The organism is Dietzia sp. 111N12-1 (assembly GCF_001658045.1).
GTDB lineage: Bacteria > Actinomycetota > Actinomycetes > Mycobacteriales > Mycobacteriaceae > Dietzia > Dietzia kunjamensis.
Map to the genome: position 1 here is coordinate 39,722 of NZ_LSSV01000031.1, position 26,064 is coordinate 65,785.

Annotated in this window: 24 protein-coding genes and 1 pseudogene; 11 read left to right on the plus strand and 14 right to left on the minus strand. The window is 70.3% G+C overall.

Going from position 1 to position 26,064, the window contains the following annotated elements; all coding sequences use genetic code 11:
- Window positions 1–24: 24 nt before the first annotated feature.
- Complete coding sequence (locus AYO52_RS08345; RefSeq protein WP_067715821.1) at window positions 25–2,571, minus strand: RNA helicase; 2,547 nt, start codon at window positions 2,569–2,571, stop codon at window positions 25–27.
- Window positions 2,572–2,598: 27 nt separating this feature from the next.
- On the minus strand, window positions 2,599–3,549 hold the full coding sequence (locus AYO52_RS08350; protein WP_067715823.1) for a proteasome assembly chaperone family protein: 951 nt from the start codon (window positions 3,547–3,549) through the stop codon (window positions 2,599–2,601).
- Window positions 3,550–3,835: 286 nt separating this feature from the next.
- Between AYO52_RS08350 and AYO52_RS08355 the strand changes: the two genes are divergently transcribed.
- The gene (locus tag AYO52_RS08355; RefSeq protein WP_253702005.1) at window positions 3,836–4,993 is read left to right on the plus strand and encodes a DUF4192 family protein; all 1,158 of its coding nucleotides are present in this window, start codon (window positions 3,836–3,838) and stop codon (window positions 4,991–4,993) included.
- An 11-nt stretch (window positions 4,994–5,004) separates the two neighbouring features.
- Here the strand turns inward: AYO52_RS08355 and galE are convergent, their stop codons facing one another.
- Entirely contained in the window at window positions 5,005–5,985 is a 981-nt protein-coding gene (galE, locus tag AYO52_RS08360; RefSeq protein WP_067715826.1) for a UDP-glucose 4-epimerase GalE, read from the minus strand.
- Window positions 5,982–6,671: a metal-dependent transcriptional regulator gene (locus AYO52_RS08365; protein ID WP_067715884.1), complete on the minus strand. Its 690-nt coding sequence runs from the start codon at window positions 6,669–6,671 to the stop codon at window positions 5,982–5,984. Before AYO52_RS08365 ends, galE begins: the two co-directional genes overlap by 4 nt.
- Before the next feature lie 229 nt (window positions 6,672–6,900).
- On the opposite strand from AYO52_RS08365, the gene AYO52_RS08370 reads away from it, so the two are divergent.
- The gene (locus AYO52_RS08370) at window positions 6,901–8,133 is read left to right on the plus strand and encodes an acetoin utilization protein AcuC (RefSeq protein ID WP_067715829.1); all 1,233 of its coding nucleotides are present in this window, start codon (window positions 6,901–6,903) and stop codon (window positions 8,131–8,133) included.
- A gap of 57 nt (window positions 8,134–8,190) precedes the next feature.
- Window positions 8,191–10,941 carry a GNAT family N-acetyltransferase gene (locus AYO52_RS08375; protein WP_082923878.1) on the plus strand — a complete coding sequence of 917 codons (2,751 nt, stop codon included), beginning with the start codon at window positions 8,191–8,193 and terminating at the stop codon, window positions 10,939–10,941.
- A gap of 163 nt (window positions 10,942–11,104) precedes the next feature.
- On the opposite strand, the gene AYO52_RS08380 is transcribed toward AYO52_RS08375, so the two are convergent.
- The 4 genes from AYO52_RS08380 to AYO52_RS08395 form a co-directional block, all read right to left on the minus strand.
- Window positions 11,105–12,073 carry a sigma-70 family RNA polymerase sigma factor gene (locus AYO52_RS08380; RefSeq protein WP_067715832.1) on the minus strand — a complete coding sequence of 323 codons (969 nt, stop codon included), beginning with the start codon at window positions 12,071–12,073 and terminating at the stop codon, window positions 11,105–11,107.
- Between the two features lie 162 nt (window positions 12,074–12,235).
- A complete protein-coding gene (gene dtd / locus AYO52_RS08385) occupies window positions 12,236–12,673 on the minus strand; it encodes a D-aminoacyl-tRNA deacylase (RefSeq protein WP_067715834.1) in 438 nt (145 codons plus the stop codon).
- Window positions 12,670–14,265, minus strand: coding sequence for a class I SAM-dependent methyltransferase (locus tag AYO52_RS08390; RefSeq protein ID WP_067715837.1), 1,596 nt, complete (start codon window positions 14,263–14,265; stop codon window positions 12,670–12,672). The genes dtd and AYO52_RS08390 overlap by 4 nt, the downstream gene beginning before the upstream one ends.
- Window positions 14,262–14,702, minus strand: coding sequence for a DUF3099 domain-containing protein (locus tag AYO52_RS08395; RefSeq protein ID WP_082923879.1), 441 nt, complete (start codon window positions 14,700–14,702; stop codon window positions 14,262–14,264). The genes AYO52_RS08390 and AYO52_RS08395 overlap by 4 nt, the downstream gene beginning before the upstream one ends.
- Window positions 14,703–14,760: 58 nt before the next feature.
- On the opposite strand from AYO52_RS08395, the gene AYO52_RS08400 reads away from it, so the two are divergent.
- On the plus strand, window positions 14,761–15,006 hold the full coding sequence (locus AYO52_RS08400; protein ID WP_017837712.1) for a DUF3039 domain-containing protein: 246 nt from the start codon (window positions 14,761–14,763) through the stop codon (window positions 15,004–15,006).
- Window positions 14,999–16,837 carry a DEAD/DEAH box helicase gene (locus tag AYO52_RS08405; protein ID WP_067715840.1) on the plus strand — a complete coding sequence of 613 codons (1,839 nt, stop codon included), beginning with the start codon at window positions 14,999–15,001 and terminating at the stop codon, window positions 16,835–16,837. Before AYO52_RS08400 ends, AYO52_RS08405 begins: the two co-directional genes overlap by 8 nt.
- 216 nt (window positions 16,838–17,053) lie before the next feature.
- Here the strand turns inward: AYO52_RS08405 and AYO52_RS08410 are convergent, their stop codons facing one another.
- Window positions 17,054–18,430 carry an RNA polymerase sigma factor gene (locus AYO52_RS08410; protein WP_067715843.1) on the minus strand — a complete coding sequence of 459 codons (1,377 nt, stop codon included), beginning with the start codon at window positions 18,428–18,430 and terminating at the stop codon, window positions 17,054–17,056.
- Between the two features lie 178 nt (window positions 18,431–18,608).
- Window positions 18,609–19,463, minus strand: a complete 855-nt coding sequence (gene ppgK / locus AYO52_RS08415) for a polyphosphate--glucose phosphotransferase (RefSeq protein WP_067715845.1) — start codon at window positions 19,461–19,463, stop codon at window positions 18,609–18,611.
- A 226-nt stretch (window positions 19,464–19,689) separates the two neighbouring features.
- On the opposite strand from ppgK, the gene AYO52_RS08420 reads away from it, so the two are divergent.
- Window positions 19,690–20,565, plus strand: coding sequence for an inositol monophosphatase family protein (locus AYO52_RS08420; protein WP_067715889.1), 876 nt, complete (start codon window positions 19,690–19,692; stop codon window positions 20,563–20,565).
- Here AYO52_RS08420 and cei read toward each other — a convergent pair.
- Complete coding sequence (cei, locus tag AYO52_RS08425) at window positions 20,555–21,193, minus strand: envelope integrity protein Cei (protein WP_067715848.1); 639 nt, start codon at window positions 21,191–21,193, stop codon at window positions 20,555–20,557. The two genes, AYO52_RS08420 and cei, sit on opposite strands and share 11 nt — an antisense overlap.
- A 203-nt stretch (window positions 21,194–21,396) precedes the next feature.
- Between cei and AYO52_RS08430 the strand changes: the two genes are divergently transcribed.
- Window positions 21,397–21,699, plus strand: a complete 303-nt coding sequence (locus AYO52_RS08430) for a DUF4193 domain-containing protein (RefSeq protein WP_067715850.1) — start codon at window positions 21,397–21,399, stop codon at window positions 21,697–21,699.
- A gap of 34 nt (window positions 21,700–21,733) precedes the next feature.
- Here the strand turns inward: AYO52_RS08430 and AYO52_RS08435 are convergent, their stop codons facing one another.
- The gene (locus AYO52_RS08435; RefSeq protein WP_067715853.1) at window positions 21,734–22,240 is read right to left on the minus strand and encodes a DUF3093 domain-containing protein; all 507 of its coding nucleotides are present in this window, start codon (window positions 22,238–22,240) and stop codon (window positions 21,734–21,736) included.
- A gap of 53 nt (window positions 22,241–22,293) precedes the next feature.
- On the opposite strand from AYO52_RS08435, the gene dut reads away from it, so the two are divergent.
- From dut to AYO52_RS08455, 4 genes are all read left to right on the plus strand, one after another.
- Window positions 22,294–22,773 carry a dUTP diphosphatase gene (gene dut / locus AYO52_RS08440; RefSeq protein WP_067715856.1) on the plus strand — a complete coding sequence of 160 codons (480 nt, stop codon included), beginning with the start codon at window positions 22,294–22,296 and terminating at the stop codon, window positions 22,771–22,773.
- An 80-nt stretch (window positions 22,774–22,853) separates the two neighbouring features.
- The gene (locus AYO52_RS08445) at window positions 22,854–23,753 is read left to right on the plus strand and encodes a DUF3710 domain-containing protein (RefSeq protein ID WP_067715859.1); all 900 of its coding nucleotides are present in this window, start codon (window positions 22,854–22,856) and stop codon (window positions 23,751–23,753) included.
- Window positions 23,754–23,922: 169 nt separating this feature from the next.
- Window positions 23,923–24,192: a hypothetical protein gene (locus tag AYO52_RS08450; RefSeq protein ID WP_227022268.1), complete on the plus strand. Its 270-nt coding sequence runs from the start codon at window positions 23,923–23,925 to the stop codon at window positions 24,190–24,192.
- Window positions 24,193–24,271: 79 nt separating this feature from the next.
- Window positions 24,272–24,907, plus strand: coding sequence for a DUF3159 domain-containing protein (locus AYO52_RS08455; protein WP_067715894.1), 636 nt, complete (start codon window positions 24,272–24,274; stop codon window positions 24,905–24,907).
- A 94-nt stretch (window positions 24,908–25,001) separates the two neighbouring features.
- Here the strand turns inward: AYO52_RS08455 and AYO52_RS08460 are convergent, their stop codons facing one another.
- Both AYO52_RS08460 and AYO52_RS18560 read right to left on the minus strand, forming a co-directional pair.
- Window positions 25,002–25,637 carry a hypothetical protein gene (locus AYO52_RS08460; protein WP_067715862.1) on the minus strand — a complete coding sequence of 212 codons (636 nt, stop codon included), beginning with the start codon at window positions 25,635–25,637 and terminating at the stop codon, window positions 25,002–25,004.
- 93 nt (window positions 25,638–25,730) lie between these two features.
- A pseudogene (locus AYO52_RS18560) lies at window positions 25,731–26,064 on the minus strand (hypothetical protein); the annotation flags it as partial.

Sequence of the window (26,064 nt, forward strand, 5' to 3'; positions counted from 1 at the left end):
GCCGGTTCCAGGGCGTGGGCGGGTTCACCCGTGGAGGGCGAGGGAGGCGAAACGCACCTCGCCCGCCTCGTCGCAGGCCGCCAGGTCCACCACACCCTCGATCGCCCAACCGTGGTCGCCCTCCGGGTCGTCGAGCACCTGACGGACCCGCCACGTATTGGTCTCCACGCCGGGGCCCGACTCGGTGACCGTGAACAGTGCGGGGCCACGGGCCGCCGGCCCGGTTCCGATGGCGTCGTACTCGTCCCAGTAGGCGTCGATCTCCGAGTCCCAGTCGGGGTGGTCGGGCACGTCGGCGTCAAGTTCCGCCAACCGCTCGATGTCGTCGCGCGAGAGCAGTTCGACGCGGCGGAACATCGCGTTGCGCACCATCACGCGGAACGCGCGCCTGTTCGCGGTGACGGGCCTGGTGTTCCCGGCGGACTCACCGAACGCGAGCTCCGCGACCTGGGCGGACGACACATCCGGGTCGGTGAGGAGCTCCCACTCGTCCAGCAGGCTCGAGTCCACCTGTCGGACCAGTTCGCCCAGCCACTCGACCAGGTCCTCGAACTCCTCGGAGCGTCGGTCGGCGGGGACGGTCTGGCGCAGTGCCCGGTAGGCGTCGGTGAGGTAGCGCAGGACGGCTCCCTCGGAGCGGCCGAGCCCGTAGGCCGAGACGAGGTCCGAGAACGTCATGCCCCGTTCGACCATCTCCCGGATGACCGATTTCGGTGACGGTTCGATCCCGGCGACCCACGGATGCCCTGCGCGGTAGGCGTCGTAGGCGTCGGCGATGAGGTCCCCGAGCGGCTTGGGCCACGAGATGTCCTCGACCAACTCCATGCGCTCGGAGTACTCGACCCCGTCGGCCTTGAGCGCCCCGATCGCCTCCCCACGGGCCTGGCGCTGCTGGGCGTACAGGATCGGCCGGGGATCGTCGAGCACGGCCTCGATCACCGAGACCAGGTCCAGCTCGGGGGTGGGGGACTCCGGGTCGAGCACCTCCATCGCGGCGATCGCGAACGGCGCCAGCGGCTGGTTCAGCGCGAAATCCCGTTGGAGGTCCACCGTCAGCCGGACGTGCCGCCCGTCGCCGTCGGGCTCCGGGAGCCGTTCCACGATCCCGGCGGCCTCCAGCCCTCGGAACAACTCGATCGCGCGCAGCACGTGTTGGCGGATGCGCGCGCGGGTCTCGTGAGAGGACAGCAGCAGGTGTCGCATGTGCTCGTAGCAACTGCCGGGACGGGAGATGATGTTGAGCAACATCGAGTTGCTCACCTCGAAGCGGCTGGTGAGCTGCTCGGGCTGGGCGCCGACGAGTTTGTCGAAGGTGGACCGGGACCAGTTGACGAACCCCTCGGGGGGCTTCTTCTTGCCGGCCTTGGCCTTCTTCTTGGGGTTGGCGGCGGCTTTCGCGGCGGCCTTGGCGTTCTCGATCTCGTGCTCGGGGGCGAGCACCACCACGAACCCCTCGGTGTCGAACCCGGCCCGACCGGCACGGCCCGCGATCTGGTGGAACTCGCGGGCCTTGAGGACCCGCTGACGACGGCCGTCGAACTTGGTCAGGCCGGTGAACAGCACGGTCCGGATGGGCACGTTGATCCCGACGCCGAGGGTGTCCGTACCGCAGATGACGGTGAGCAGGCCGTCCTGCGCCAGCCGCTCCACCAGCCGCCGGTATTTGGGGAGCATGCCCGCGTGGTGGACGCCGATCCCGTGGAGCAGGAGTTTGCGCAGGGTGCGGCCGAACGCGGTGCTGAACCGGAACCCGCCGATCTCCTCGGAGACCGCGGCCTTGCGCTCCTTGGTCGCCACCGAGAGCGAGGTCAACGCCTGGGCCTGTTCGAGTGCGGCGGCCTGGGTGAAGTGGACGATGTAGACGGGGGCCTTGCCGTCACGGAGGAGCAGTTCCACCGTCTCGTGGACGCCGCTGAGCTCGTACTCGAACGACAGGGGGACGGGGCGTTCGGTGCCGCCGATGTGCACGCACTCCCGACCCGTGCGCCGACGCAGGTCCTCCCGCAACCAGTCGACGTCCCCGAGGGTCGCGGACATGAGCAGAAACTGCGTGTCGGGCAGTTCGATGAGCGGCACCTGCCAGGCCCACCCGCGGTCCGGCTCGGAGTAGTAGTGGAACTCGTCCATCACCACCTGGCCGATGTCGGCGGCCGACCCCTCTCGCAGGGCGATGTTGGCGACGATCTCGGCGGTGGCGCAGACGATGGGGGCGTCGGCGTTGACCGAGGCGTCGCCGGTGAGCATGCCCACGTTCTCGGCGCCGAAGACCTCGCACAGGGCGAAGAACTTCTCGCTGACGAGCGCCTTGATGGGGGCGGTGTAGTAGCTACGGACACCTCGTGCCATCGCCGAGAAGTGGGCCCCCAGCGCCACGAGGGACTTGCCGGAGCCGGTGGGGGTGGCCAGGATCACGTGGCTGCCGGCGGCGATCTCGAGGACGGCCTCCTCCTGCGCCGGGTACGGCGTCAGCCCCCGGTCGGCGGCCCACGCCACGAACGCGTCGAACACCGCCTCGTCGTGCAGGTCGGCGGGGACGTCGTCGAGGTCGGCGAGGAGGTGGGGCAGATGCACCGGTCCGAGCCTAGTCGCCGAGGTCGGTCAGCCGTTCATCTCCGGGCCCCGGCCCGACCCGTCGTCCTCGGCCTGCTGGGCCAGGAACCGCTCGAACTCGGCACCGATCTCGTCGCCGGAGGGCAACGGCTTGCCGCCGGGGTTGAGTGAGTCGGAGCCCAGGCGCGTCTCCATGAACTGGTCGTACTGCTTCTCCATGAGCTCGACGGCGGTGAGGACCTCGGGGTTGTTCTCGATCTGCGCGTTGACCTGCGCGGTGAACTCCTCGGCGGCCTTCTCCAGTCCGGTGGTCGGCAGCTCGAGGTCCGCGAGCCGCGAGACGTTGTCGACGAGGTTGAGCACCGCCGCGGGGTACGCGGTCTGGGAGAGGTACTGGGGGACGTGCACGGTGAAGCCCGCGGACGGGATCCCGTGCTCGGCCATCCGCAGCTCGAGCAGTGAGGTCACGTTGCCGGGCACGGAGAACTCGCCGGGCCAGGCGGTGAACCCCTGGATGAGGTCCACATCACTGGCGTGGGCGCTGGAGTTGGTCGGCCGGGTGTGCGGCACGCCCAGCGGCATGGCCCCGAGTCCGATCGACATGCGGACGCCGAAGGTGGCGGCCAGATCGATCACGGAGTTGGTGAAGCCGTCCCACTTCAGGTCGGGTTCGAGGCCCGAGAGCAACAGGAACGACGTGCCGTCGGTGGCCTTGACGGCGTGCAGTTGGATCGTCGGCTGGTCGTACTCGGAGAACCGATCGAACGAGTATTTCAGGTGGGGGCGGCGGGACCGGTAGTCCACCAGCTCGTCGACGTCGAACTCGACGATCAGCTGGGAGTCCAGGGTTTCGCGGAGGTGTTCGGCCACGCCCTGGATCGCCTGGCCGGCGTCCGAGAACCCCTCGAGTCCGTGTACGAGGACCGGTCCGCGGCCGTCCTCAGAACGCAGGTCGGGAACGGGTTCGATCATTCGGTACAGATCGCTGTGCCTGGCCATGTCGACTCCTCTCGTCACCACACCCCGTCCGTCGGGAGTACGGGGTCGCCCGGTCGTCCATCCGGGACGGGGTTCACAACTGTGACAACGACACCGCGCCCGGGTTGATTCCCCGGTGGCGGTGCCCCTGCCGTTCCCCACAGGTCGTCCCCCTCTCCACAGGCGGGGCGCGACAGGACGCCCGCAGGCCTCCGGTGGCCGACCACGTGCCCGATGGTGAGACCGGTGCACGGCACCTGCGGGCCGGGACCCGGGCGGGGCCCAGGACGCGCGAGACAGGAGACGGATGAGGACGATGACGACCGGCGAGATGATCGACGATGACGGGGCGGACGGACGGGCGACGGTGGTGATCTCCTCGCCGGAGGAGTTGATCGCCTCCATACCGGCGATGCTCGGCTTCCTACCGGGCCGGGGGTCGGTGGTGGTGCTGTGCGGCGAGACGGCGGACGGCGGGCAGGGGCCGGTGGTCCGTATGGATGTCGACGGGTTGCTGGGGGCGGGACGGGGCGACCCCGATGACGACGAGTTGCTCGACGGTGACGGCGACGTGGACGGTTATCACGACGGCGGTCCCGACGACGCTTTCGTGGGGCGCTCGAACCCGGCTGTCGATCCCGGTCCCGCGCGCGGGTTGGCGCAGTTCTGCGCGCGGGAGGGGATCGGGTCGGTGCATCTGGTCGTGGTGCACGAGGACTGCGTGGAGGACTACCACGCGGGCTTGCGGGCGGAGGACGCCGCATCGGCGTTCGAGTACTGGCTGGGTGTCGCGGGCACAGAGGTCTCGGCGGCCTACGGCGTCGGCGAGTTCGCCGAGGGCGCACCGTGGGTGGACCTGTTCGGGATGGTCCGTGGGGTCCAACTCGATCCCGATTCGACGCAGATCGCCGCGGTCCACGCGTACGGTGGCCGGGTCCGGGCCGGCTCGCGGGACGAGATAGACCGGATGTACCTCGTGCGGGACGCGGACGCCTGCGACGAGGATCCCCACGAGTCGGGGCCGCCGCGGGTGGACGGGGCCCGTCGGGTGGCGGAGGCGGTGGTGGCCGAGGCGGTCGAGCGTCACGACGACGCCGCACGTCGACTGGAGGTGGGGGAGAGTGTCGACGACGACGAGCTCGCCGGAATCGGCCGGGACCTGCTCGTCATCGCGGTTCGGGACGAGATCTACCGGCGGCTGGCCCAGCGGGGTCTGGGCGACGGCGACGGCCGACGTCTCGTGTGGTGGGCGGTCGCGCGCCGGAGGCCGGGGCGTGAACGCTCGGTGGCGCTCCTGCTACTCGGCGCCGCGGCCTACTTCGACGGTAGCGGGGTGCACGCCTGGTCGGCCCTGTCGGCGGCCCTGGACGCCGACGCCGGCAACTCCCTCGCCCGGCTCCTGATCGACAGCCTGCACGCGGGCCTGTCTCCGGAACGGCTCAGGCAGGTGGCCGCGGCCGCCTGAGCCGCTCCGGGTCAGCGCGGAGCCGAGTGCGCGCGGTCGCCGAGCGCCTCGGTGAACGCCCAGGCGTCCTCGACGACCGTACGCAGGTCGGTGCGGGAGGGTTTCCACCCGAGTTCGGCGATCGCCCGGGCGCTGGAGGCCACGAGCACCGCCGGGTCGCCGGCGCGACGTGGGGCGACGACGTCGGGGATGGGATGTCCGGTGACCTCCCGGCACACGTCGATGACCTCACGGACGGAGAACCCCTCACCGCTGCCCAGGTTGAGCACCCGGTGGGTGCCGGGAGTGTTGGTCTCCAGCGCCAGCAGATGGGCGTCGGCGAGGTCGGCGACGTGGATGTAGTCGCGGATGCACGTGCCATCGGGGGTGGGCCAGTCGTCACCGAAGACCTTGATATCGGCGCGATGGCCGAGCGCGACCTGCAGCACGAGGGGGATGAGGTGGGTCTCCACGACCCGGTTCTCGCCCGCACCGTGATAGGCCCCGGCGACGTTGAAGTAGCGCAGGCTGGTCGCGGCGAGACCGTACGCGGTGGCGTACGACGTCATGGCGTGATCGATCGCGAGTTTGGTGGCCCCGTAGGTGTTGGTCGGACGCGTGGGCATGTCCTCGGTGATGGGGACCTGCTCGGGCTCGCCGTAGGTGGCGGCGGTGGAGGAGAACACCAGGTTGCCCACCCCGGACTCACGCATCGCGTCGAGGAGGGCCAGGGACGTGACGACGTTGCCCTGCCAGTACTCCCCGGGCTTCTCGACGGACTCGCCGACGAGGGAACGCGCGGCGAAGTGCAGGACACCGTCGAACGAGGAGTCGAGAACCTCCGGCGCGCGTACGGCCACGTCCCCCTCGACGAACGTCGCCCCCTCGGGAACCCCGTCCCGGTTACCCGTGGACAGGTCGTCGAGCACCACCACCTCGTGACCGCGCTCGATCAGGACCGTCGCGCAGACCCCGCCGACATACCCGGCGCCGCCGGTGACGAGCAGCTTCACGAGACGATCTCGACCTGGATCGCGTGGGCGTGGTCGCCGTCGAGTTCCACCGTGCGCCCCTCACCGGAGTCGAGCTCGACGAGGTGCCCGCGGCGGGTGGCGGTGACGGTTCTGAGCGGTTCGACGCCCACGGCCCGGAGCTCGGAGATCAGTTCCGTGTCGATCTGCACGTTCTCACCGATCGCCCGGATCCGGACCCGGTGGGCCACGTCGCTCTCCAGCGCCGAGAGCCTGATCTGGTTGGGGTCGTCGAGGGCGGAGGCGGGGTACCCGATCCGCTCCAGCCCGGGGATCGGGTTGCCGTAGGGAGAGGTCCGGGGGTCATCGAGGACCTCGATGAGCCGCCGCTCGACGTCGTCGCTCATCACGTGCTCCCAGCGGCACGCCTCGGCGTGGACCTTCTCGAGCTCCAGTCCGATCACGTCGACCAGGAGACGCTCGGCGAGGCGGTGCTTACGCATCACACCCACCGCGAGTTCCCTGCCCGTGGCGGTGAGCTGGAGATGCCGGTCGGGGGCCACGAGGACCAACCCGTCGCGCTCCATCCGCGCGACGGTCTGGCTCACGGTCGGCCCGCTCTGCTCGAGGCGCTCGGCGATCCTCGCCCGCAGCGGGATCACGCCTTCCTCCTCGAGTTCGTAAATGGTGCGGAGGTACATCTCGGTGGTGTCCACCAGGTCCTTCACGCTGCAGTCCTCCACGGTCGGATCGTCGATAGGTGTGCGACTCCCCGCAGGCGCGGGCGCCGTCAGGGTTCTGCCTCCGAGACTACCGTCGGGCCACCGACCGGGGTGGAGAGCGGACAATCGGGGGCCGGGCCCGGTGCCACACGCGTAGATTCACGGGTGACGTGCCCCACTGCTCGCTCGGGGTGCTCGGGCCGGGAACGACCCGGCCCACGGGAGGACGGTGGCTATGGCCGGGATCGGGGACGGCGTCGCGGCGAAGGTCGTGTGGAGTCCGTCATTGCTGGAGTATCGACATTCCGCTGACCACCCGATGAGTCCACGGCGGCTCGATCTGACCATGTCGCTCGCGACCGAGCTCGGCGTCCTGCAGGGTGTCGAGCTGCTGGACCCCGGGTCGGCCAGCGAGGACGAGCTACTGAGGGTCCACACCTCCCGCTACATCGACGCCGTCAAGGCCGCCGGCGACCTGCCGCCCGGTGAGCATGTCGGGATGAGCCACGGGCTCGGGACGGCCGACAACCCGACGTTCCCGGCGATGCACGAGGCCAGCGCGGCGGTCGCGGGCGGCACGCTGACGGCCGCCCGGGCCATCGCCAGCGGGGCCGCGACGCGTGCGGTCTCCGTCGCCGGGGGGATGCACCACGCCATGCCCGCTGCCGCCGCCGGGTTCTGCGTCTACAACGACGCGGCGGTGGCGATCAGCTGGTTGCTCGACAACGGGTACGACCGCGTCGCCTACGTCGACATCGACGTCCACCACGGGGACGGCGTCCAGACCGCGTTCTACGAGGACCCGCGGGTCCTGACGGTGTCCCTGCACCAGCACCCAGCCACCCTGTGGCCGTCCACCGGCTGGGCGTCGGAGACCGGTGTCGGCCGCGCGGAGGGCACCGCCGTCAACCTGGCGTACCTCCCCGCGGTCACCGATGATCTCTGGCTGCGGGGCTTCCACGCCGTGGTCCCCGGAGTGCTGCGGACGTTCGAACCCCAGATCATCGTCATGCAGGCCGGGTGCGACTCGCACCGTGAAGACCCGCTCGCCGACCTCTCGTTGACCGTCGACGGTCACCGGCAGTCGTATCTGGAGGTCGTGGCGCTGGCTGACGAACTCTGCGAAGGGAGACTCATCGCGATCGGCGGGGGCGGCTACGAACTGGTGCGGGTGGTCCCGCGGTCGTGGACCCACCTCATCGCTGCCGTGCTGGGGGTCCCGCTCGACCCGGCGACCGCGATCCCGGACCAGTGGCGGGCCGCGGCCGGCAGGTTCACCGTCCCCGACCGCGTCCCGCAGACGATGGGGGACGGGGAGACCCCCGGCTACACCCCGTGGGAGCCCGCGGGATCCGATCGGGGGGTGGAGATGGATCGTTCGCTCGCCCGACTCGACCAGTCGATCCTCGACACCCGCCGCTCGGTCTACCCCCTGCTCGGACTCGACCCGGACGATCCCCGCGACTGACCGGCGGCGCTGCAACAGACTCATCGACCCCCTACCCCTCAGTCCCTGGAGGACCCCATGGCGCACCCCGGCGACCGCGAGACCGTTGACACGGTGACCGAGAACCCGACCGACGCCACCCCGGCGGTGGACCCACCCGAGCACGCGTCGACCGACACCTCCGTCGACGAGTACCCGGAGGGCTATCCCCACGAGTGGGCTGCGGACGTACTCGGATCCGACGGGCGGGCCGTGCGCGTGCGGCCGATCCTGCCCAACGACGCCGAGAAGATCTCCCGGTTCCACACCAGCCTGTCCGAGCGCACCCGCTACCTGCGTTACTTCGGATCGCACGATGTGCTGTCCGACCGTGAACTCGCCCGGATGACCAACGTCGACTACCGCGACCGGATGGCGTTCGTCGCCGAGTTGGGCGCGGAGGTCATCGGCATGGCGATCTACGAGCGACTGCCGAACTCGACCTTCGCCGAGGTCGCGTTCACCATCTCCGACCAGCATCAGGGGCGTGGGCTGGGGTCGATCTTCCTCGAGCACCTGGCCGGCGCCGCGGCCGAATGCGGGATCGACCACTTCGAGGCCGAGGTGCTCTCCGAGAACCGGTCGATGATCCAGGTGTTCCGGCGGGCCGGGTACGAGATCTCCCGTTCGTTCGATGGGTCCACTCTCCACCTGGAGTTCGCGATCGACCCATCCGAGGCCCTGACCAATGTCCGGAACTCGCGGGAGGCGGCGGCGGAGGCACGGAGTCTGGCGCGTGTGCTCAACCCCAGTTCCGTCGCCGTGATCGGCGCCTCGGACCAGGTGGGCAAGATCGGGCACACGGTACTGCGCAACCTCATCGGCAACGGGTTCTCCGGTCCCGTGTACCCCGTCAATTCCGATGCCACGTCGGTGCAGTCCGTGCGCGCCTATCCGAGCGTCAGGGACATCCCGGATCCCGTGGACCTCGCGGTAGTGGCAGTACCGGCGGCGTCCATGTCGGAAGTCCTCGACGACTGCCTGTCGAAGGGCGTGTCGACCCTCGTCGTCATCTCCGCCGGGTTCTCGGACGTCGGCAGCGCCGGCGTCGTCTCCGAACGGCGTCTGGTCAGCGAGGCCCGCGCCCACGGGATGCGCGTGGTCGGCCCCAACGCGCTCGGGGTGATCAACACCTCACCCGACGTGCAGCTCAACGCGACCCTCGCAGAAGTCGTTCCGGGACCCGGCCGCACGGGGTTCTTCTGCCAGTCGGGTGCGCTCGGGATCGCCATCCTCGCCGCCGCGGCCCGACGTAGGCTCGGGCTGTCCACGTTCGTCTCCGCCGGTAACCGCGCCGACGTCTCCGGCAACGACCTGCTGCAGTACTGGGACACCGACACCGCCACCGAGGTGGTGCTGCTCTACCTGGAGAGCTTCGGTAACGCCCGCAAGTTCTCCCGGATCGCCCGGCGCGTGGCGCGCAACAAGCCGGTGGTGGTGGTCCGCCGAGCGGCCGACGATCTGGAGTCGGGCGTCGAGGGGCTGACGGCGAACGCCATCGGTGGACTGTTCCGCGACTCCGGCCTCATCCAGGTGGATTCCATCACGGACATGTTCGACACCGCCACGCTCCTGGCCTACCAACCGCTGCCCACGGGAGGTCGCCTCGGCATCGTCGGCAACTCCTCCGCGGTCGGACGCCTCGGCGGGGACTCCGCGCGTCAACAGGGCTTCACCGTGGCGCATTCGGTCGATCTGGGTGCCGGCGCGTCCCCGGAGGAGTTCCGCGAGGCGATCGCGGACGTCCTCGCACGTGACGAGGTCGACTCGGTCCTGACGGTGTTCGTCCCTCCGGTCGCGACGGAACCCGACGCCTATGCCGAGGCGATCCGTACCGCCGCGGGCGAGAGCAGCAAGCCCGTGGTGAGTACCTTCCTCGCGGGGGAAGGGCTGCCGGAGGGACTGACGGTGACCGACGAGTCCGGGGTGGCGGCGCGGGGCTCGATACCCTCCTACCCGTATCCCGAACGAGCGGTGTCCGCACTGGTGCGCGCCCGCCGGTACGCCGAGTGGCTCGACAAGCCGGCCGAGGAGCCCGCCGAGTACGAGGACATCGACCGCGCACGCGCGCGGGAGCTCGTGGACTCGCTCTGCCAGCTCCACGCCGGAACCGAGTCGTTCGAGCTCACGCAGGGCCAGGTCCGGGCCCTGTTGGAGTGCTACGGGATCGACATCGTCGACTACCGCGTCGTGACGGATGTCGACCAGGCCGTGATGGCCGCCGACGAGTTGGGCTACCCGGTGGCGGTCAAGGCGATGAGTGACCGGTGGCGGACCCGCAGCGATCAGTCCGGGGTGCGACTCGACCTCGTCGACTCTGCCGCGGTGCGGCATGCCTTCGCGTTCCTCCAGTCCACGACGGGCTCACGTTCCCTGCACGTGCAGAAGATGGCGACCAAGGGGGTCGCCGTGACCATCCGGGTCGCCGATCACCCGATCTTCGGCACCCTCATCTCGTTCGGACTGTCCGGGATGTTGTCGGATCTGCTGGCCGACCGGGCGTTCAGCACGCTGCCGATCTCACCCCGCGAGGCGGCCGCCCTGCTCGACCGGCCCCGGGCCGCAGCGCTCCTCGACGGGTATGCCGGGGACGCGCCTGTGGACCGTGACGCGTTGGTGGAGCTCATGGGGCGGGTTTCATGCCTGGTAGAGGACGTGCCGGAGATGCGGCGCCTGTCGGTGGACCCGGCGCTCGCCGGACCCGACGGTCTCGCGGTGCTCTACGCAACGGTCCGGCTGGGGCCGCCCCCCAGGTTCAGCGCCGACGAGGGGCCCCGCCGGCTGCGCTAGGCGCTGTGGTCGGCCCTGGACGGCACCGCGAAGGCCCCGCCCCTCCCGATCGGGGGAGGCGGGGCCCTGGGATTGCGACCTCACGGTGTGAAGGGCTCCGGGGAACCCGGCTCGCGTCCGATCGGGCAGCGTCTGATCGTGCGGCGTGCGATCCGGCGTCCGGTCAGACGGCGTAGGAGCGGAGCTTGTCCGCGCGACGACCCTCGCGGAGCTTGGCCATGACCTCGCGCTCGATCTGGCGGACCCGCTCGCGCGACAGTCCGAAACGCTTGCCGATCTGGTCGAGGGTGCGAGGCTGGCCGTCGTCGAGACCGAAACGCAGCGTGATGACCTGCTGCTCGCGCTCCTCGAGGGTGGCCAGGACCGCGCGCACGTCGGAGTGCATCACATTGGTCACCACGGTGTTCTCCGCACTGGTGGCCTCGGCGTCCTCGATGAAGTCACCGAGCGGCGCCTCCTCGTCCGCGCCGACCGGCATGTCGAGGCTCACCGGGTCACGCGAATGGTCCAGCAGCTCCTCGATCTTGTGCGCGGGGATGCCCGACTCCTCGGCGAGTTCCTCGAGGGAGGCCTCACGGCCGAGCTGCTGGTGGAGTTCACGCTTGATCCGGGCGAGCTTGTTGACCTGCTCGACCAGGTGGACCGGCAGACGGATGGTGCGGGACTGATCGGCCATTCCGCGGGTGATCGCCTGACGGATCCACCAGGTGGCATAGGTCGAGAACTTGAAGCCCTTCGCGTAGTCGAACTTCTCCATCGCACGGATCAGGCCCAGGTTGCCCTCCTGGATGAGGTCCAGCAACGGCATGCCGCGGCCCGTGTAGCGCTTGGCCAGCGACACCACCAGGCGCAGGTTGGCCTCCAGCAGATGGGCGCGGGCGGCCTCACCTTCCGCGACGATCGCCTTGAGGTCGGCCTTGCGGACCGGACCCAGACGCTTCCTGGTCTCCAGCACGTGCTTGGCGTAGAGACCGGCCTCGATCCGCTTGGAGAGCTCGACCTCGTCCTCAGCGTTGAGCAGTGCCGTCTTGCCGATCCCGTTGAGGTAGACACGGACGAGGTCAGCGCTCGGGCTCTGGCCGTCCGGCCCCGCCTCCGTCCGACGGTCCGATCGGGTGGTGGCTGACGTCATGTCTCCTCCTCCTGCCTGGCCATGTGACGAGGCCGGCGTTCGGTTGCTGGTGGACGGATCAGGCGCGTGGCCGGGTCACGGTCACGTACCTCTACAACGACGGGGGTACCGGGAATGTTCCCGCGCCGATGATGTCGGTCACGATCCGTCGAGGAAACCCGCTCAGCCCGAGCCGGGGGTCTCCACCAGCAGCGTGAACGGGCCGTCGTTGACCGAATGGACCTGCATCATCGCGCCGAAGACTCCCGTGGCCACCTCGAGGCCGCGTTCGCGCAGACCGTGGACCACGGCGTCCACCACGGGTTCGGCCACCTCGCCCCGAGCCGCTCTCGACCACGACGGCCGCCTGCCCTTCGCGGTCGACCCCATGAGCGTGAACTGGCTGACGACCAGGACGGGGGCGCCCACCTCCGCGGCGCTGCGTTCCTCCCGCAGGATCCGCAGGTCCGAGATCTTGCGGACCATCGTGGCGACGTCGGTCTCGTCGTCGTCGTCCGACACCCCCAACAGGACCAGCAGTCCGGGGCGTGACAGGGCCCCGACGACCTCACCGTCCACCGTCACCGACGCCTCGGTGACCCGGGAGACGACGGCCCTCATCCCGCCGCCCCTGCGGCCACGGCCGCGGCGACCCCCGGGGGCAGGAGGCCTGGCATCCCCGCCGGGACGACGAACCCGTGGAGGAACAGGTCGGCGACCACCCGGCGGACGGGGCCGGCGAGGGCGTCGGGATCCTCCCCGGCACCGACCGCGGCGAGCACCACCAGGTCCTCCAACTGCAGCGCGCCCGTCCGCGCCCCACGCAGGACGCTCGCGGTGAGCGGATCGATCTCGTGGCGCCACCGGGCGCCGGTGACCCGCTCCACCACGACGGTGGACGGACCGGGGGAGCCGACCTCGTCCGGCCCGGCGGGGGCGAGGGATTCGGAGAGGTGGAGGTGGACGTCCGGCGACACTGTGAAGACCGTGGCATCGAGGGCGCGCTCCTGTCCGCCGTGTTGCTCCGCGGCCTCCCGCAGCCACGCCGTGCGCGCGAAGTAGGCCTCCGCCTCGTCACCGAGGCCGTCGCCGAACGGGTGCGTGAGGTCCTCGCACAGGACGGACGACGGCCCGTCGATCCGCCGGAGGTAGACGTAGCCGAACCCGATCCCGGCCACACCCTCCTCGGCGAAGTGGTCCAACCAGGCGTCCGCGGCCCGCGTGGTGGCCTCGTCGCGTGGGTCCATGCCCTCGTCGGTGAGCCAGGTCCACACGTAGAGGCCGGGGTCGGAGACGTCCCGCCGCACGATCCATGCGTCGACGCCCTCGGCCGGCACCCACGACGACACGTGGGCCCGCCAGTCCGAGTCCTCCCGCTCCACCCAGGACGCCAGCAAAACCGCGGTGCCACCGTCGGCCAGATGCTGCGGCGCGCCCGACACGACCGTCCGACTGGCACCGTCGAGCTTCAGGCCGGACTCGCGGTAGGAGTGCCCGGTCTCGGGCGGGCCCACCACGAACGGGGGATTGGCGACGATACGGTCGAACCGGCGCCCCGCCACGGGCTCGAACCACGGACCGTGCAGGAGCTCCGCACGCTGGCCGTTGATCGCCAGGGTGGCGGCCGCCAACTCGAGGCACCGAGGGGTGATATCGGTCCCGGTGACGGTTCGGGCGGACCCCGACGCGTGGACCATCTGGATCCCACACCCGGTGCCGAGATCCAGGACCGACCCGGTGGTGGACGAGGGCGTGACACGCAGCAGCGAGAGCGTCGCCTGCCCGACCCCCAGGACGTGGTCCGGCCGGGTCGTGGTGTGGACCATCGACCCGTCGACGTCCGCGAACACCCAGCGGGTCCCGTGCCCGGTGTCGACCGGACGCAGGTCGATCTCCGCACGCAGGGAGGCACCGTCGTCGATCGCGGTCCACAATCCGGCAGCGACGCCGTCCCGCACGTCGACCCCGGGCAGGGTCGCGGTGACCTCGGAGCGGGGGAGCGGATCGCCCAGGACGAACAGCCGCACCAGGGTCCCGACCCCCCTCGCGTCACGCGCGTGACGGCGGACCGTCGCGGCATCCGATCTGTCCAGGGCCGAGACCGCCTCGGGCCCCAGCGCGCGCTCCAGTCCCTCCACCGTGTAGTCGTGCCGCCGGAACGCCTCGGCCAACGCGGGCGCGAGTTCGGCGAGGGTCGGGTTCGGGCTGCTCACGTGTCGGGGTCGCTCTCGTCGGCGGACGGGGTGGGATCGGGTGCGGCGTCGGGGGCACTCGTGCCCCGGGGCGGTGAGTCGGTCCCGGTGAGCCCGGGTGGCAACGCGTACGGGATGTTCGACGAGAGCCGCCCCGCGGTGTAGGTGCGGGCCTGTCCCTTGGGCAGGGGAGGCCGGTCATTGGCCCCGATGACGGCGATCCACGGGATCGGGATGGACGCCGCCACGATCGCCAGGGCGATCCACGGGTTGTTCCAGAGGGCCAGCGACCCCGCCGCCAGGAAGAGCGCGGGGATCCGGATACTCATCAGCAGGAAGTAGCGCTTCTTCCGGGCCGCCAGCTCGTCGTGGTACGACTCGCGCGCGCCCGTGATGAGAACGGGCCTCGAGGTGTCGTCCCGTTCCCCGGATCGCTGACGGCGGAAGTCGGGTGCCATGGGGCCCAAGGTACTCCGGCGTTGGCGCCGCGACGCCCGGGTGCGGCATCATGAGGGGGTGAGTACCACCCGGACGAAGACACTCGAGCGTCCCGAGGTCACGACGACCGAGGAGACGCAGGACGACGCACCCAAGTTCTTCCACTATGTGGACAAGAGCAAGATCGCCGAGAGCGCGGTCATGGGTTCCTACGTGATCGCCCTGTGCGGTGAGGTCTTCCCGGTCACCCGATCCGCGAAGCCCGGATCGCCGGTGTGCCCGGAGTGCAAGCGCGTCTACGAGACCCTGAAGCCTGGTGAGTGATCCCGGCGCGGTCCCGGGCCCAGACGAACAGACCGCAGAACACTCCACCCCGCCGGCCGGGGGTGCGTCGCTGCGCGCCTGGCAGCGCACCGCGCTGCGCAAGTACCTCATGGCGCGGCCGAAGGACTTCCTCGCCGTGGCGACCCCGGGCGCCGGCAAGACGACGTTCGGCCTGAGAGTCGCCTCCGAACTGCTCGCCGACCGCACGGTCGACGCGATCACCGTGGTGGCCCCCACCGAACACCTCAAGTACCAGTGGGCCGCCTCGGCCGCGCGCGCCGGCATCGCTCTCGACCCCGAGTACTCCAACACCTCGGGCGCGCTCGCCCCGGAATACCACGGCGTGGTGGTGACATACGCCCAGGTGGCCGCGCACCCGTTCAAGCACCGGGAACGCACCGCGTCCAGGCGCACCCTGGTGATCCTCGACGAGATCCACCACGGTGGTGACGCCAAGAGCTGGGGCGACGCGATCCGCGAGGCGTTCGAGGACGCGGAGCGCCGCTTGTCGTTGACCGGCACCCCGTTCCGGTCCGACGACAGTCCCATCCCGTTCGTCACCTACGAGCCCGACGGGCAGGGACACCAGCGCTCCAAGGCCGACCATTCCTACGGCTACGCCGATGCTCTGGCCGACGGCGTCGTCCGCCCCGTGGTGTTCCTCGCCTACTCGGGCGAGGCCCGGTGGCGCAGCAACGCCGGCGAGGAGTTCTCGGCCCGCCTCGGCGAGCCGCTGAGTGCCGACCAGACGTCCCGTGCCTGGCGCGTCGCCCTCGACCCCCACGGTGACTGGATGCCCGCCGTGCTCCAGGCGGCGCACACCCGGCTCCGGCAGATCCGCGCCGGCGGAGTGCCCGACGCCGGCGGTCTGGTGATCGCCACCGACCAGGAGCGAGCCCGCGAGTACGCGGCGCTCCTGACGGAGATCACCGGTACCCCGCCGACCGTCGTCCTCTCCGACGACCCGACCGCCTCGAGTCGGATCGGTACCTTCTCCGACTCCACCGACGAGTGGATGGTCGCGGTCCGGATGGTCTCCGAGGGCGTCGACGTGCCACGACTGAGCGTCGGCGTGTACGCCACCAGTGCCTCGACACCCCTGTACTTCGCGCAGGCGATCGGGCGGTTCGTCCGGTCCCGTCGGCCCGGGGAGACCGCGTCGGTGTTCCTCCCGTCCGTACCCGTGCTGCTGCAACTGGCTTCGCAGATGGAGGCGCAGCGCGACCACGTCCTGGGCAAGCCCCACCGGGAGGAGGGGCTGGAGGACCAGCTGCTCGCCCAGGCGAACCAGCAGCAGGACGAGAACACCGAGGACGACGAGGACCGCGGTTACATCTCCCTCGGCGCCGACGCAGAGCTCGACCAGATCGTGTACGAGGGCTCGTCCTACGGCACGGCCACATTCGCCGGCAGCGAGGAGGAGGCCGACTACATCGGGCTCCCCGGGCTGTTGGGCGCCGACGATGTCAAAGCCCTGCTGCGGCAGCGCGAGAAGGAACAGATCAAGCGCACGTCCGCCCAGTCCGCCTCCGGGGCGGGGTCGGTCGCGGTCGTGGGCGCCGACCCGGCGGTGTCCGGGGCGACCATCCCCGGCAACGCCGCCGGACCCGGCGCGCACGCCGGCGCGGCCGCGGAGCGGGTCGCCTCCGCCGCCGAGCTCAAGGACCTGCGGCGTCAGCTCAACACCCTCGTGTCGGTGTACTCGGGTCGCCTGGGCAAGTCGCACGGGGCGATCCACACGCAGCTCCGCAATGCGTGCGGCGGCCCGCCCGTGCCGATGGCCTCCGCCGAGCAGATCCGCGAGAGGATCACCCTCCTGCGGAGCTGGTGACCGGCGGCGTGGGGTAGGCCCCGAGCGCAGGATACGCAAGAGAACGCCCCGGCCGCACTGGCCGGGGCATTCTTGTCGGACGGGAGCTCAGGTGCCGTTCGTCGTCTCTCCCAGGCTGATGCCGGAGATCGTATGCCCCCGTCCCTCCCGGGTGTCCCGGACACGCCGCGGCCCCGTCGGGCGAGCACAACGGGGCCGGAGAATGCGTGAAAGGGCTCAGTCCAGGTAGTCGCGCAGCACCTGGGACCGCGACGGGTGGCGCAGCTTCGACATCGTCTTGGACTCGATCTGCCGGATCCGCTCGCGTGTGACCCCGTAGACCTGCCCGATCTCGTCGAGGGTGCGCGGCAGCCCGTCGGTGAGGCCGAAGCGCAGCCGCACCACGCCCGCCTCACGCTCGGACAGCGTGTCGAGGACGGAACGGAGCTGGTCCTGCAGGAGTGTGAAGCTCACGGCGTCCACGGCCACCACGGCCTCGGAGTCCTCGATGAAGTCACCGAGCTGCGAGTCGCCCTCGTCGCCGATGGTCTGGTCGAGCGAGATCGGCTCCCGGGCGTACTGCTGGATCTCCAGCACCTTCTCCGGCGTGATGTCCATCTCCTTGGCGAGCTCCTCGGGGGTGGGCTCGCGGCCCAGGTCCTGGAGCAGCTCACGCTGGATACGCCCGAGCTTGTTGATGACCTCGACCATGTGCACCGGGATACGGATGGTGCGGGCCTGGTCGGCCATCGCGCGGGTGATGGCCTGCCGGATCCACCAGGTGGCGTAGGTCGAGAACTTGTAGCCCTTGGTGTAGTCGAACTTCTCGACCGCGCGGATCAGACCGAGGTTGCCCTCCTGGATGAGGTCCAGGAACGCCATGCCGCGGCCGGTGTAGCGCTTGGCCAGCGAGACGACGAGTCGCAGGTTGGCCTCGAGCAGGTGGTTCTTGGCGCGGACGCCGTCGCGCTCGATCCATCGGTAATCACGCTTCTGCGCGGTGGTGAGCTTCTCCCCGCGCTCGGCGACCTGCGCCTGGAACCAGGTGGCGTACAGGCCGGCCTCGATGCGCTTGGCCAGCTCGACCTCCTCCTCGGCGTTGAGGAGGGCGACCTTGCCGATCTGCTTGAGGTACGCGCGTACGGAGTCGGCGGAGGCGGTCAGCTCGGCGTCCTTGCGCGCCTGGCGCAGGGCCTCCGACTCGTCCTCGTCCCAGACGAAATCGCCCGACGCCTTGTCCTTGGCGGTGGGCTCTTCCTTGGTCTCCTCGTCCGCTTCGACGTCCTCGACGTCGACCTCGACGTCCTCCAGCTCGGAGGTGTCCGGCTCGGCCTCGGGAGCATCGGTCGGCTCTTCGTCGACCTGGTCGCCGTCGACGCCCTCGGGCTTCGTCGGGGCGGCGGTATTCTTGGCCGCCGTCTTCTTGGCCGCGGTCTTCTTGGCGGCCGCCTTCTTCGCCGGGGCCTTCTTGGCGGCGGTCTTCTTGGCCGCCGTCTTCTTCGCGGGCGCCTTGCGCGCGGCGGTCTTCTTGGCGGGGGCCTCGCCAGCGACCTCGCTGTCCAACGGATCGCCGCTCGCCGCGGAATCCGAACTGGTGGTCTTCGTGGCTGCCACAAACGCCCCTTCACAACCGGTTACTTGATGGGAATCGGGGATCGATGCCGCCTTCTGCAGACACTCGAGCCGTCCGCCTTGCGGTACCGGGCCCGTCCCCGGCCGGTACGTGTTCCCGGCGTGGGCCATTGTAACGAGATTCTGGTCGGGGGGTCGCATCCGGCGGGGTTGGTCCGCGTCAGTCCTCGTCGTCTGGTAGTGCCCCGCCGAGGTCGAGAACGCCCGAATGGCCGGCCGCGTACAGCGCTGCGCCGATGATCCCGGCGTCGCCGCGCCGGACCGCGGCCCGCACCGGGGTCCGGTTCTCGAGGAGAGGGAACCACTCGTCGGCGACCTCGCTGACCCCGCCGCCCAGGACGAAGGCGCGGGGCCACAGGAGGTCCTCGATCGAGCGCAGGACGTTGGACACGTGGGGGGCCCATTCGGCGAAGCTCAGGCCGTCGCGGGACCGGACCGCGGCGGAGGCCAGGTGCTCGGCCTCGTCGAATCCGCGTCCGGCGATGTCCTCGACGATCACGTGACCGAACTCGGAGTTCGGCAGCAGTCTCCCGTCGAGCAGGAGGGCGGAGCCGATGCCCGTACCGAAGGTCAGGAGGATCACCAGCCCGTCGATTCCCTCGCCGGCGCCGTAGTGCACCTCGGAGAGGCCGGCGGCGTCGGCATCGTTGAGCATGAGCACGGTGCGGCCGGGGAGATGCCGGTCGAACAGCTCCGCCACGTCGCACCCGATCCACGATTTGTCGATGTTGTGGGCGATCCGCGCCACCCCCTCGTGGATGACGCTGGGCAGGGCGACCCCGACCGGGCCCGTCCAATCGAACTCCTCGGTCATCTCGCGGATGCTCTGCGCGATCGCGTCGGGCGTGGCGGGCTGGGGGGTGCCCCGCACGACTCTGTCCCCGATGAGTTCGCCGCGTGCGAGGTCGACGAGCCCCACTTTGATCCCGGTGCCGCCCACATCGACGCCGAGGCCTGTGGGAGTGCCCGGGGTGCCCGGTGGGAGGTCGGTCGCTGCGGGGGTGGGGACGGACATGTCTGGCTCCTGGGTGGCGGGACGTACACGGGCGCGGCGTGGGTCGTCGGGCGCCCGCGTCGTCGGGGCACGATGGGCGTGGGGCGCCCGCCAGGATATCCGTCGGTCGCGCCGCCGGGCGGGATCATCGCCGGAGGGGCACCGGGTGACGACAGTGGGTGAGGACGATGTGGGATACGAACATGTGGGATACGACCATGTGGGATACGACGACGAGGAGACGCACATGACGGGGCGGGGGACAAACGCGGCGGTCGGCCGACCGGGCCCGGAGTTCATCGACGACTTGCTGGCCCTCGCGCTGCGGTTCGCCTCTTCCGGCGGTGACGTGGCGCGGCGAATGCTGGCCGAGTTCGACACGTCTGGTCTGGACTCGCGCTCCAAGACCTCGGCCACGGATCCGGTGACCGTCATCGACACCTCGGTGGAGCAGCATCTGCGCGGGGAGATCGAGTCCAGCCGTCCGGGTGACCGGGTGCTGGGCGAGGAGGGCGGCGAGGAGTCCGGTTCGGCCGACGCCCCGGGTGGCCGGGGAGGCGTGCGCTGGATCGTCGACCCGGTCGACGGGACCGTCAACCTGCTCTATGGCATCCCGTTCACGGCGGTCTCGGTGGCCGCGGAGGTGGACGGCGTCGTGGTGGCGGGGGCGGTGCACAACATCGTCACCCGTGAGACGTGGTCGGCAGGCCTCGGCCGCGGGGCGACCCTGCGGGAGGCCGACGGCACGTCGAGGGCGCTGCGGACCTCGGCGTGCGTGGACCTGTCCCTGTCACTGGTCGGTACCGGCTTCTCCTACGACGCCGGGATCCGGGCCGAGCAGGGTCGGGTGGTCGCGGGCCTGCTGCCGCGCGTACGGGACATCCGGAGGTGTGGGTCGGCGGCACTGGATCTGTGCATGGTCGCCGGTGGCCGGCTGGATGCCTACTACGAGCGCGGGTTGAAGCCGTGGGACTACGCTGCCGGGGCCCTCGTCGCGGGCGAAGCCGGTGCGATGGTAACCGTGTCGGACGACCCCGCGGTGCCGACGACCGCTGCATCGCCCGGCGTGGCGGAGGACTTCCTCGGTGCGCTCGACCACCTGTCGGCCGGGGTCAACAGCTGACCATGCGGGCCGCGTCGAGTTCGGCGGAGATGGGCTGACGCCCGACCTCGAGTTCGTCGAGTGCCCCCACCGCCTCCGTCGAGTCGGACAACCGCGAGAAGATCGTGCCCAGTGCGAGGTCGACCGTGTCGTCCTCACGGCCGTCCCTCACCAGTTGCATGCACGGCGCCGCGAGCGAGAGTGACCGCGCGGCCGCCTGCCCCGCGTCGCCGTAGCGGATCTGTCCGTGGCACTCGAGGGCCTGCCCGTAGATCGGGTCGTTGCCGATGGCGTTCGAGCCAGCGGGCTGGAATCCGCGTTCGGCGAGTTGAGCGGCCACGGCTCCGGCCTGGCCGCTCTGCCCGTTCGCGTTCAGCACGCGGACGCGGGTCTCGTCCAGTAGTGCCGGCTCGACCCCGTCGAGGGCGTCCGCGGGCTGGTCACGGAGGCCCGCGTCCTCGGCCGCGGGGGGTACCGGACACGCCGCGGCCTGTGTGGCGGCGTCATTTCCCCGCAGTGCGGTGGCCCAGACGAGTGCTCCCAGCACCAGCGCCACCACTACGAACAGGACGTAGGCGGAACGCAGACGGTGTATCCCCCGGGTGGGGGTCGGACTCGGTGTCGCCTGGGTGCTGAGGTGGACGACCATGAGGTCCTTTCCTGCAGGTGGACGGAGTGAGAGCCCCTCCGGGCCCTGACCCATCACTGTAAACGCCCGGCGTCTGTCGGCCCGGTCGCCGCACTGGCGGATGCCGCGGATGAAAATGCCGATTAATTCCGTTACTATGCGTGCGCTGGTCGCGACACGACCGGTCCGCGCGCCCCCCACACAGACCCGCAGAAATGAGACTCATGGCAACCGACTACGACGCCCCCCGCCGCACCGAGGCCGACGAGCTCACCGGCGATTCGCTGGAGGAGCTGAAGGCCCGGCGCGCAGAGGGAGCGACCGGCGAGGTCGACGTCGACGAGACGGACACCGCCGAGTCCTACGAACTGCCGGGCGCCGACCTGTCCGGCGAGGAGCTCACGGTGCGTGTCGTGCCGGAGCAGGACAACGAGTTCACCTGTGGTGAGTGCTTCCTGGTGCATCACCGCAGCCGTTTCGCCGAGGAGCGGGACGGGATGCCGATCTGCGTGGACTGCGCCGGCTGATCGACCGCCGGCTACTCCGCCGCGGCTCGGCCGGTCAGCTGTAGTGGTTGTCCGGAAGCGCCGCTGCGAGGCCTTCGGGGTCCCGCGTGCTGATGAGCCAGTACGGGGTGGGATCCATCGGGTCGTCGAGGACGATGATCACCATCGTGGGGATGTATCCCCTGTGGACCACGAAGGCCTCGGGGTCGAGCTGCCGCCCCATCGCGGCCTGCTTGGCGGTGGCGGGCACGACGGCGCTGCGGGCGATGGCGTCGAAGGGCAGGCGGGCGTTGCCCGCATAGAGGGTCCCCCCTCCCTGGCCGTCGGACTCGACCTCGATCTTCACCCGGCCGACGGAGATGAACAGCCAGGCAAGCAGGACGGGGACCACGACGGCCAGCAGCCACAGCCACCACCGCGCTCCGATAACGAGCGCCTGGGCGACCACCACGACGGTGATCACGGCGAGGACGACCCACCACCATGCCGGGACCCGGAGGGTTTCCGAGTGAACCGGGCGCGGAGCGCGATCGGGCGGCGGGCGGAGATCTTCGTCGGTCACGACGTCAAGACTATCGAGCAACCGGGTCGGACCCGGCAGGAGGGCGAGAGGCCATGAGCAATCCGGACGACGAGAACGGCACCGGCGGGGTGCTACGGGTACGCCGTCTGGACCGTGGGCTTCCCCTTCCGGTCCGGGCACACGCCACGGATGCGGGGATCGATCTGCACGCCGCGCACGACTGTGAGCTGGCGCCGGGGCACCGGGCCCTGGTGGGCACGGGGGTGGCGGTGGCGGTCCCCGCGGGCTACGTGGGCCTGGTCCATCCGCGGTCCGGCCTCGCGGCACGGGCGGGTCTGTCGATCGTCAACGCCCCGGGGACGGTCGACGCCGGCTACCGGGGGGAGATCAAGGTCAACCTCGTCAACCTGGACCCCACGGAGCCGGTCCGTATCGGACGAGGTGACCGCATCGCCCAGCTCCTGGTCCAGCGCGTCGAACTGTGGGATGTGGTGGAGGTCGACGAGCTCGGCGAGACCGACCGGGGTGAGGGCGGCCACGGGTCGACGGGCGGGCACCACCGCCTGACCTGACCGGCGTCCACCTCGTTGGGTAGCGTCGACCCGAGACGGTCCCGTTCGGGGCCGGGTCGCACGGGGAGAGGATTTCCACCATGTTCGGACGAAAGAAGCCGGTGACCGGGGCCCGCGACGCCACCACGGCCACCGAGCAGGAGTCGCAGCCCCCTTCCACGACGGGGCCTCATGACCGCTCGTCCGTCGGTGACGTGCCCGGGTACTACACCTCGCTCGGCTACGGCCACATCGATCTCGGTTCGCTGGTCATCGGAGTTCCCAAGGGACGTGACCTGAACGTCGCACTGGACCCCAACGGTCAGCCCGAGTTCCATGTGGTCACCCAGGTCTCGAGGGTCATCCCACGCGCGTTCGCCGCGCCCAAGTCCGCGGGTCAGTGGCGGACGATGGTGACGGGAATGCGCGAGCAGCTCGAGCAACAGGGCGCGGACGTCTCCGTCGAGGACGGGCCGTGGGGGCGTGAACTGGTGGCGGTGATGCCGGGAGCCGTTTTCCGCGCGATCGGGGTTGACGGCCACCGTTGGACCGCCGAGGTGCGGATCATGGCCACCCCCGAGCTGGCGGACCAGGCTGCGGAGGAGGGCCGCGAGGTCTTCCAGCACCTGCTCATCCATCGCGGGGACGGCCCCATGCCGGTTCGTGAGCAGCTACCGCTCACCATTCCGGACGAGATCCAACAAGCACTGACGCAGGCGCAGTCCCAGCTGGCCGCACAGCAGCAGGCCCAGGCGTACCAGCAGCAGATGGCGGCAGGCCGGACCGGCCAGCCCGGCAATGCCGGCCAGACGCGCCAGCCAGGCCCTGCCGGCCAGGCTCCGGCCCAGTCGCCGGCATCGCAGGAGGCTCGGGCATCCCGGAACCCCCAGGCGCAGCCTGCCGCTCCCGCGGCGTCGCCCGCGCCGGACAGTGCCCCCAGGGCGCCGCGGAGAGACGGTAGCGCGATGGACAGGCTCCGTGACGGAGACGACGACCTGTGAGGTTTCCCGACCAGCGAGCGGGGGGGTGACCGTGCCGTTCCCCCGAACGCTCCGGGCATTGACCGCCCGGCTCACCGATCCGGTGGAAATGCTCGACGCGGCTGACCTCGCCGGCCGGGTGCACCGTACCGGATGCTCGCATGTCGCGACTGTGTCGCGTGGGGATCACGTGACCCTGACGGGGCGTGTCCGCACCGTCCTGACATGTGGGGGAGAGGACTTCCTCGGTCTCACCGCCGAGGTCTTCGACGGTACGGGCGCGGTCGAGGTGTGTTGGCTCGGGCGACGCACCGTTCCGGGCATCGACACCGGCCGGTGCCTCCGTGTCACCGGACGGGTCGGCGTCCGGCACGGACACAAGATCATGTTCAACCCGCGATATGAGCTACTGGACGAGCAGCCCCGCACCGCCGTGGAGGAGTCGCGTGACCGAGTCTGAACGGGCGACCCCGCAGAAGACCGGTGCGACGCGCCGGAAATCGTCCTTCGGGGACCCCGACGCGTCCCTGATCGATCAGATGGGCGGGATCCGGGGGCTGGCGTACTCGTCGATCCCGATTCTCACGTTCGTCCCCCTCAACGGGATCTGGGGGCTGACCGCCGCGATCTGGGGTGCGCTGGGCGTCGCCGTGGCGATGTTGGCGTGGTCGCTGGGGCGTCGCGAGAACCCGCAGCCCGCGATCTCGGGTTTCATCGGTGTCGCCATCTGCGTCTTCATCGCCTGGCGGACCGGCGACGCCAAGGGTTATTTCCTCTACGGGATCATCACCCAGGCCGTGTACGGCGCGGCGTTCGCGATCTCCGCGCTCGTCCGCTGGCCTCTGGTCGGAGTGATCTGGGGATTCCTCGACGGCAGGGGGATGGCCTGGCGCCGGATTCCGGCGGCCCGGCGGTGGTATACGGTCGCGACGTCGTTCTGGGCCGGACTGTTCGCCATCCGAGCCGTCCTGCAATACGCGCTGTACCTCAATGACGAGGTCACCTGGCTCGGTGCCGCGCGCATCGGCATGGGATGGCCGTTGGCACTCGTGGCCTTCCTGGGAACCGTCTGGGCGGTCCGACGGGCCTCGACGCACGAGAAGGAGATGCTGCACGAGGCTGACGCTGACGCCGGGGCCCCGGCGTCACCCGAGGACGAGACCGGCGGCGCCTGACGCTCCGCTCCGCGGGACGGGACAGCCCCGGCGACCGGATGGTCGTCGGGGCTGTCCGGTTGCTTCGCGAGCGATGGACGACGTCGGCGGGGGGTCAGACCGCCGCGGTCGCGGCGCGGGAGAAGTCGCTCGGCCCGGTGATCGCCCGGTAGGCGTAGACCGAGGCGAGTGTGGTGACCGGAATCGCCACGAACAGGCCGACGAGCAGTGCCAGCGCGCCCACCACGAGGATGAGGACGTTGAGGAGGGCGAGTGCGAAGAGGTTGCCGGCGTCCGACTTGATCGCGTTGAAGCTCGAGACGATCGCGTCGGTGGCGGTCATGTTGCGGTCGACGACGAAGTACTGCGTCCAGTACAGGAAGAACGCCACGACGAACGCGCCGATGATGAAGCCGATGAGCCCGACGAACGTCGCGATCCCGACGAGGATCGCCGCGACGACAAACCAGCCGAAGTTGTGCAGTTTGAAGAAGTCGCCGATAGCGGGCCTGTGTCCGTCCACCTCGAGCAGGGCGCCGCGCAGGATGAACGCCTGGAACAGCAGTCCGACGACGAAGGAGATGATCTGGGCCGAGAACACCACCCCGAGAGACTCGGAGTTCGCGAGCTGCCCCGCGATACTGCCGACCACCACGCTCGCCAGGGTGATGAGAACCCAGGGCAGCGGGTTGTTCTTGAACAGCTGCCAACCGGCACTGACCGCGTCGGTCGCGGACACCTTGCCCGTCATGACCGGGCCGCCGCCCGGACCGCCCTGCCCGTACGCACCGCCGTAGGCGGGATCGCCGAAGGACTGGTGGCCATAAGAGGTTCCGCCAGTAGGTCATGGTCTGCGGGTCGGCCGTGTGTTCCAGCGGTGGGTTGTCCAGGCGCTGCGTACGAGGCGGCGGATGATGATCGCAGCGTTGGCCAGGGCGATGAACGCGTCGATGACGAGGCTTCGTCGTTCGGTACAGATGTGGAGCTTTTTGAATCCGCGGTTGTGCCAGGAGTTGGTGCGCTCGACCACCCAGCGGGCGCCGGCTTGGAGCGGGAATCCCTTCTGGCTGATCCGCGCCTGGCAGCCGAGTTCGTCGATCAGATCATGGCAGATAGGGCCAGTGGGTACGCCTAGTCCGGCGATCCGGTACTTCGATTCCGGCGACTCGGTACTCCTT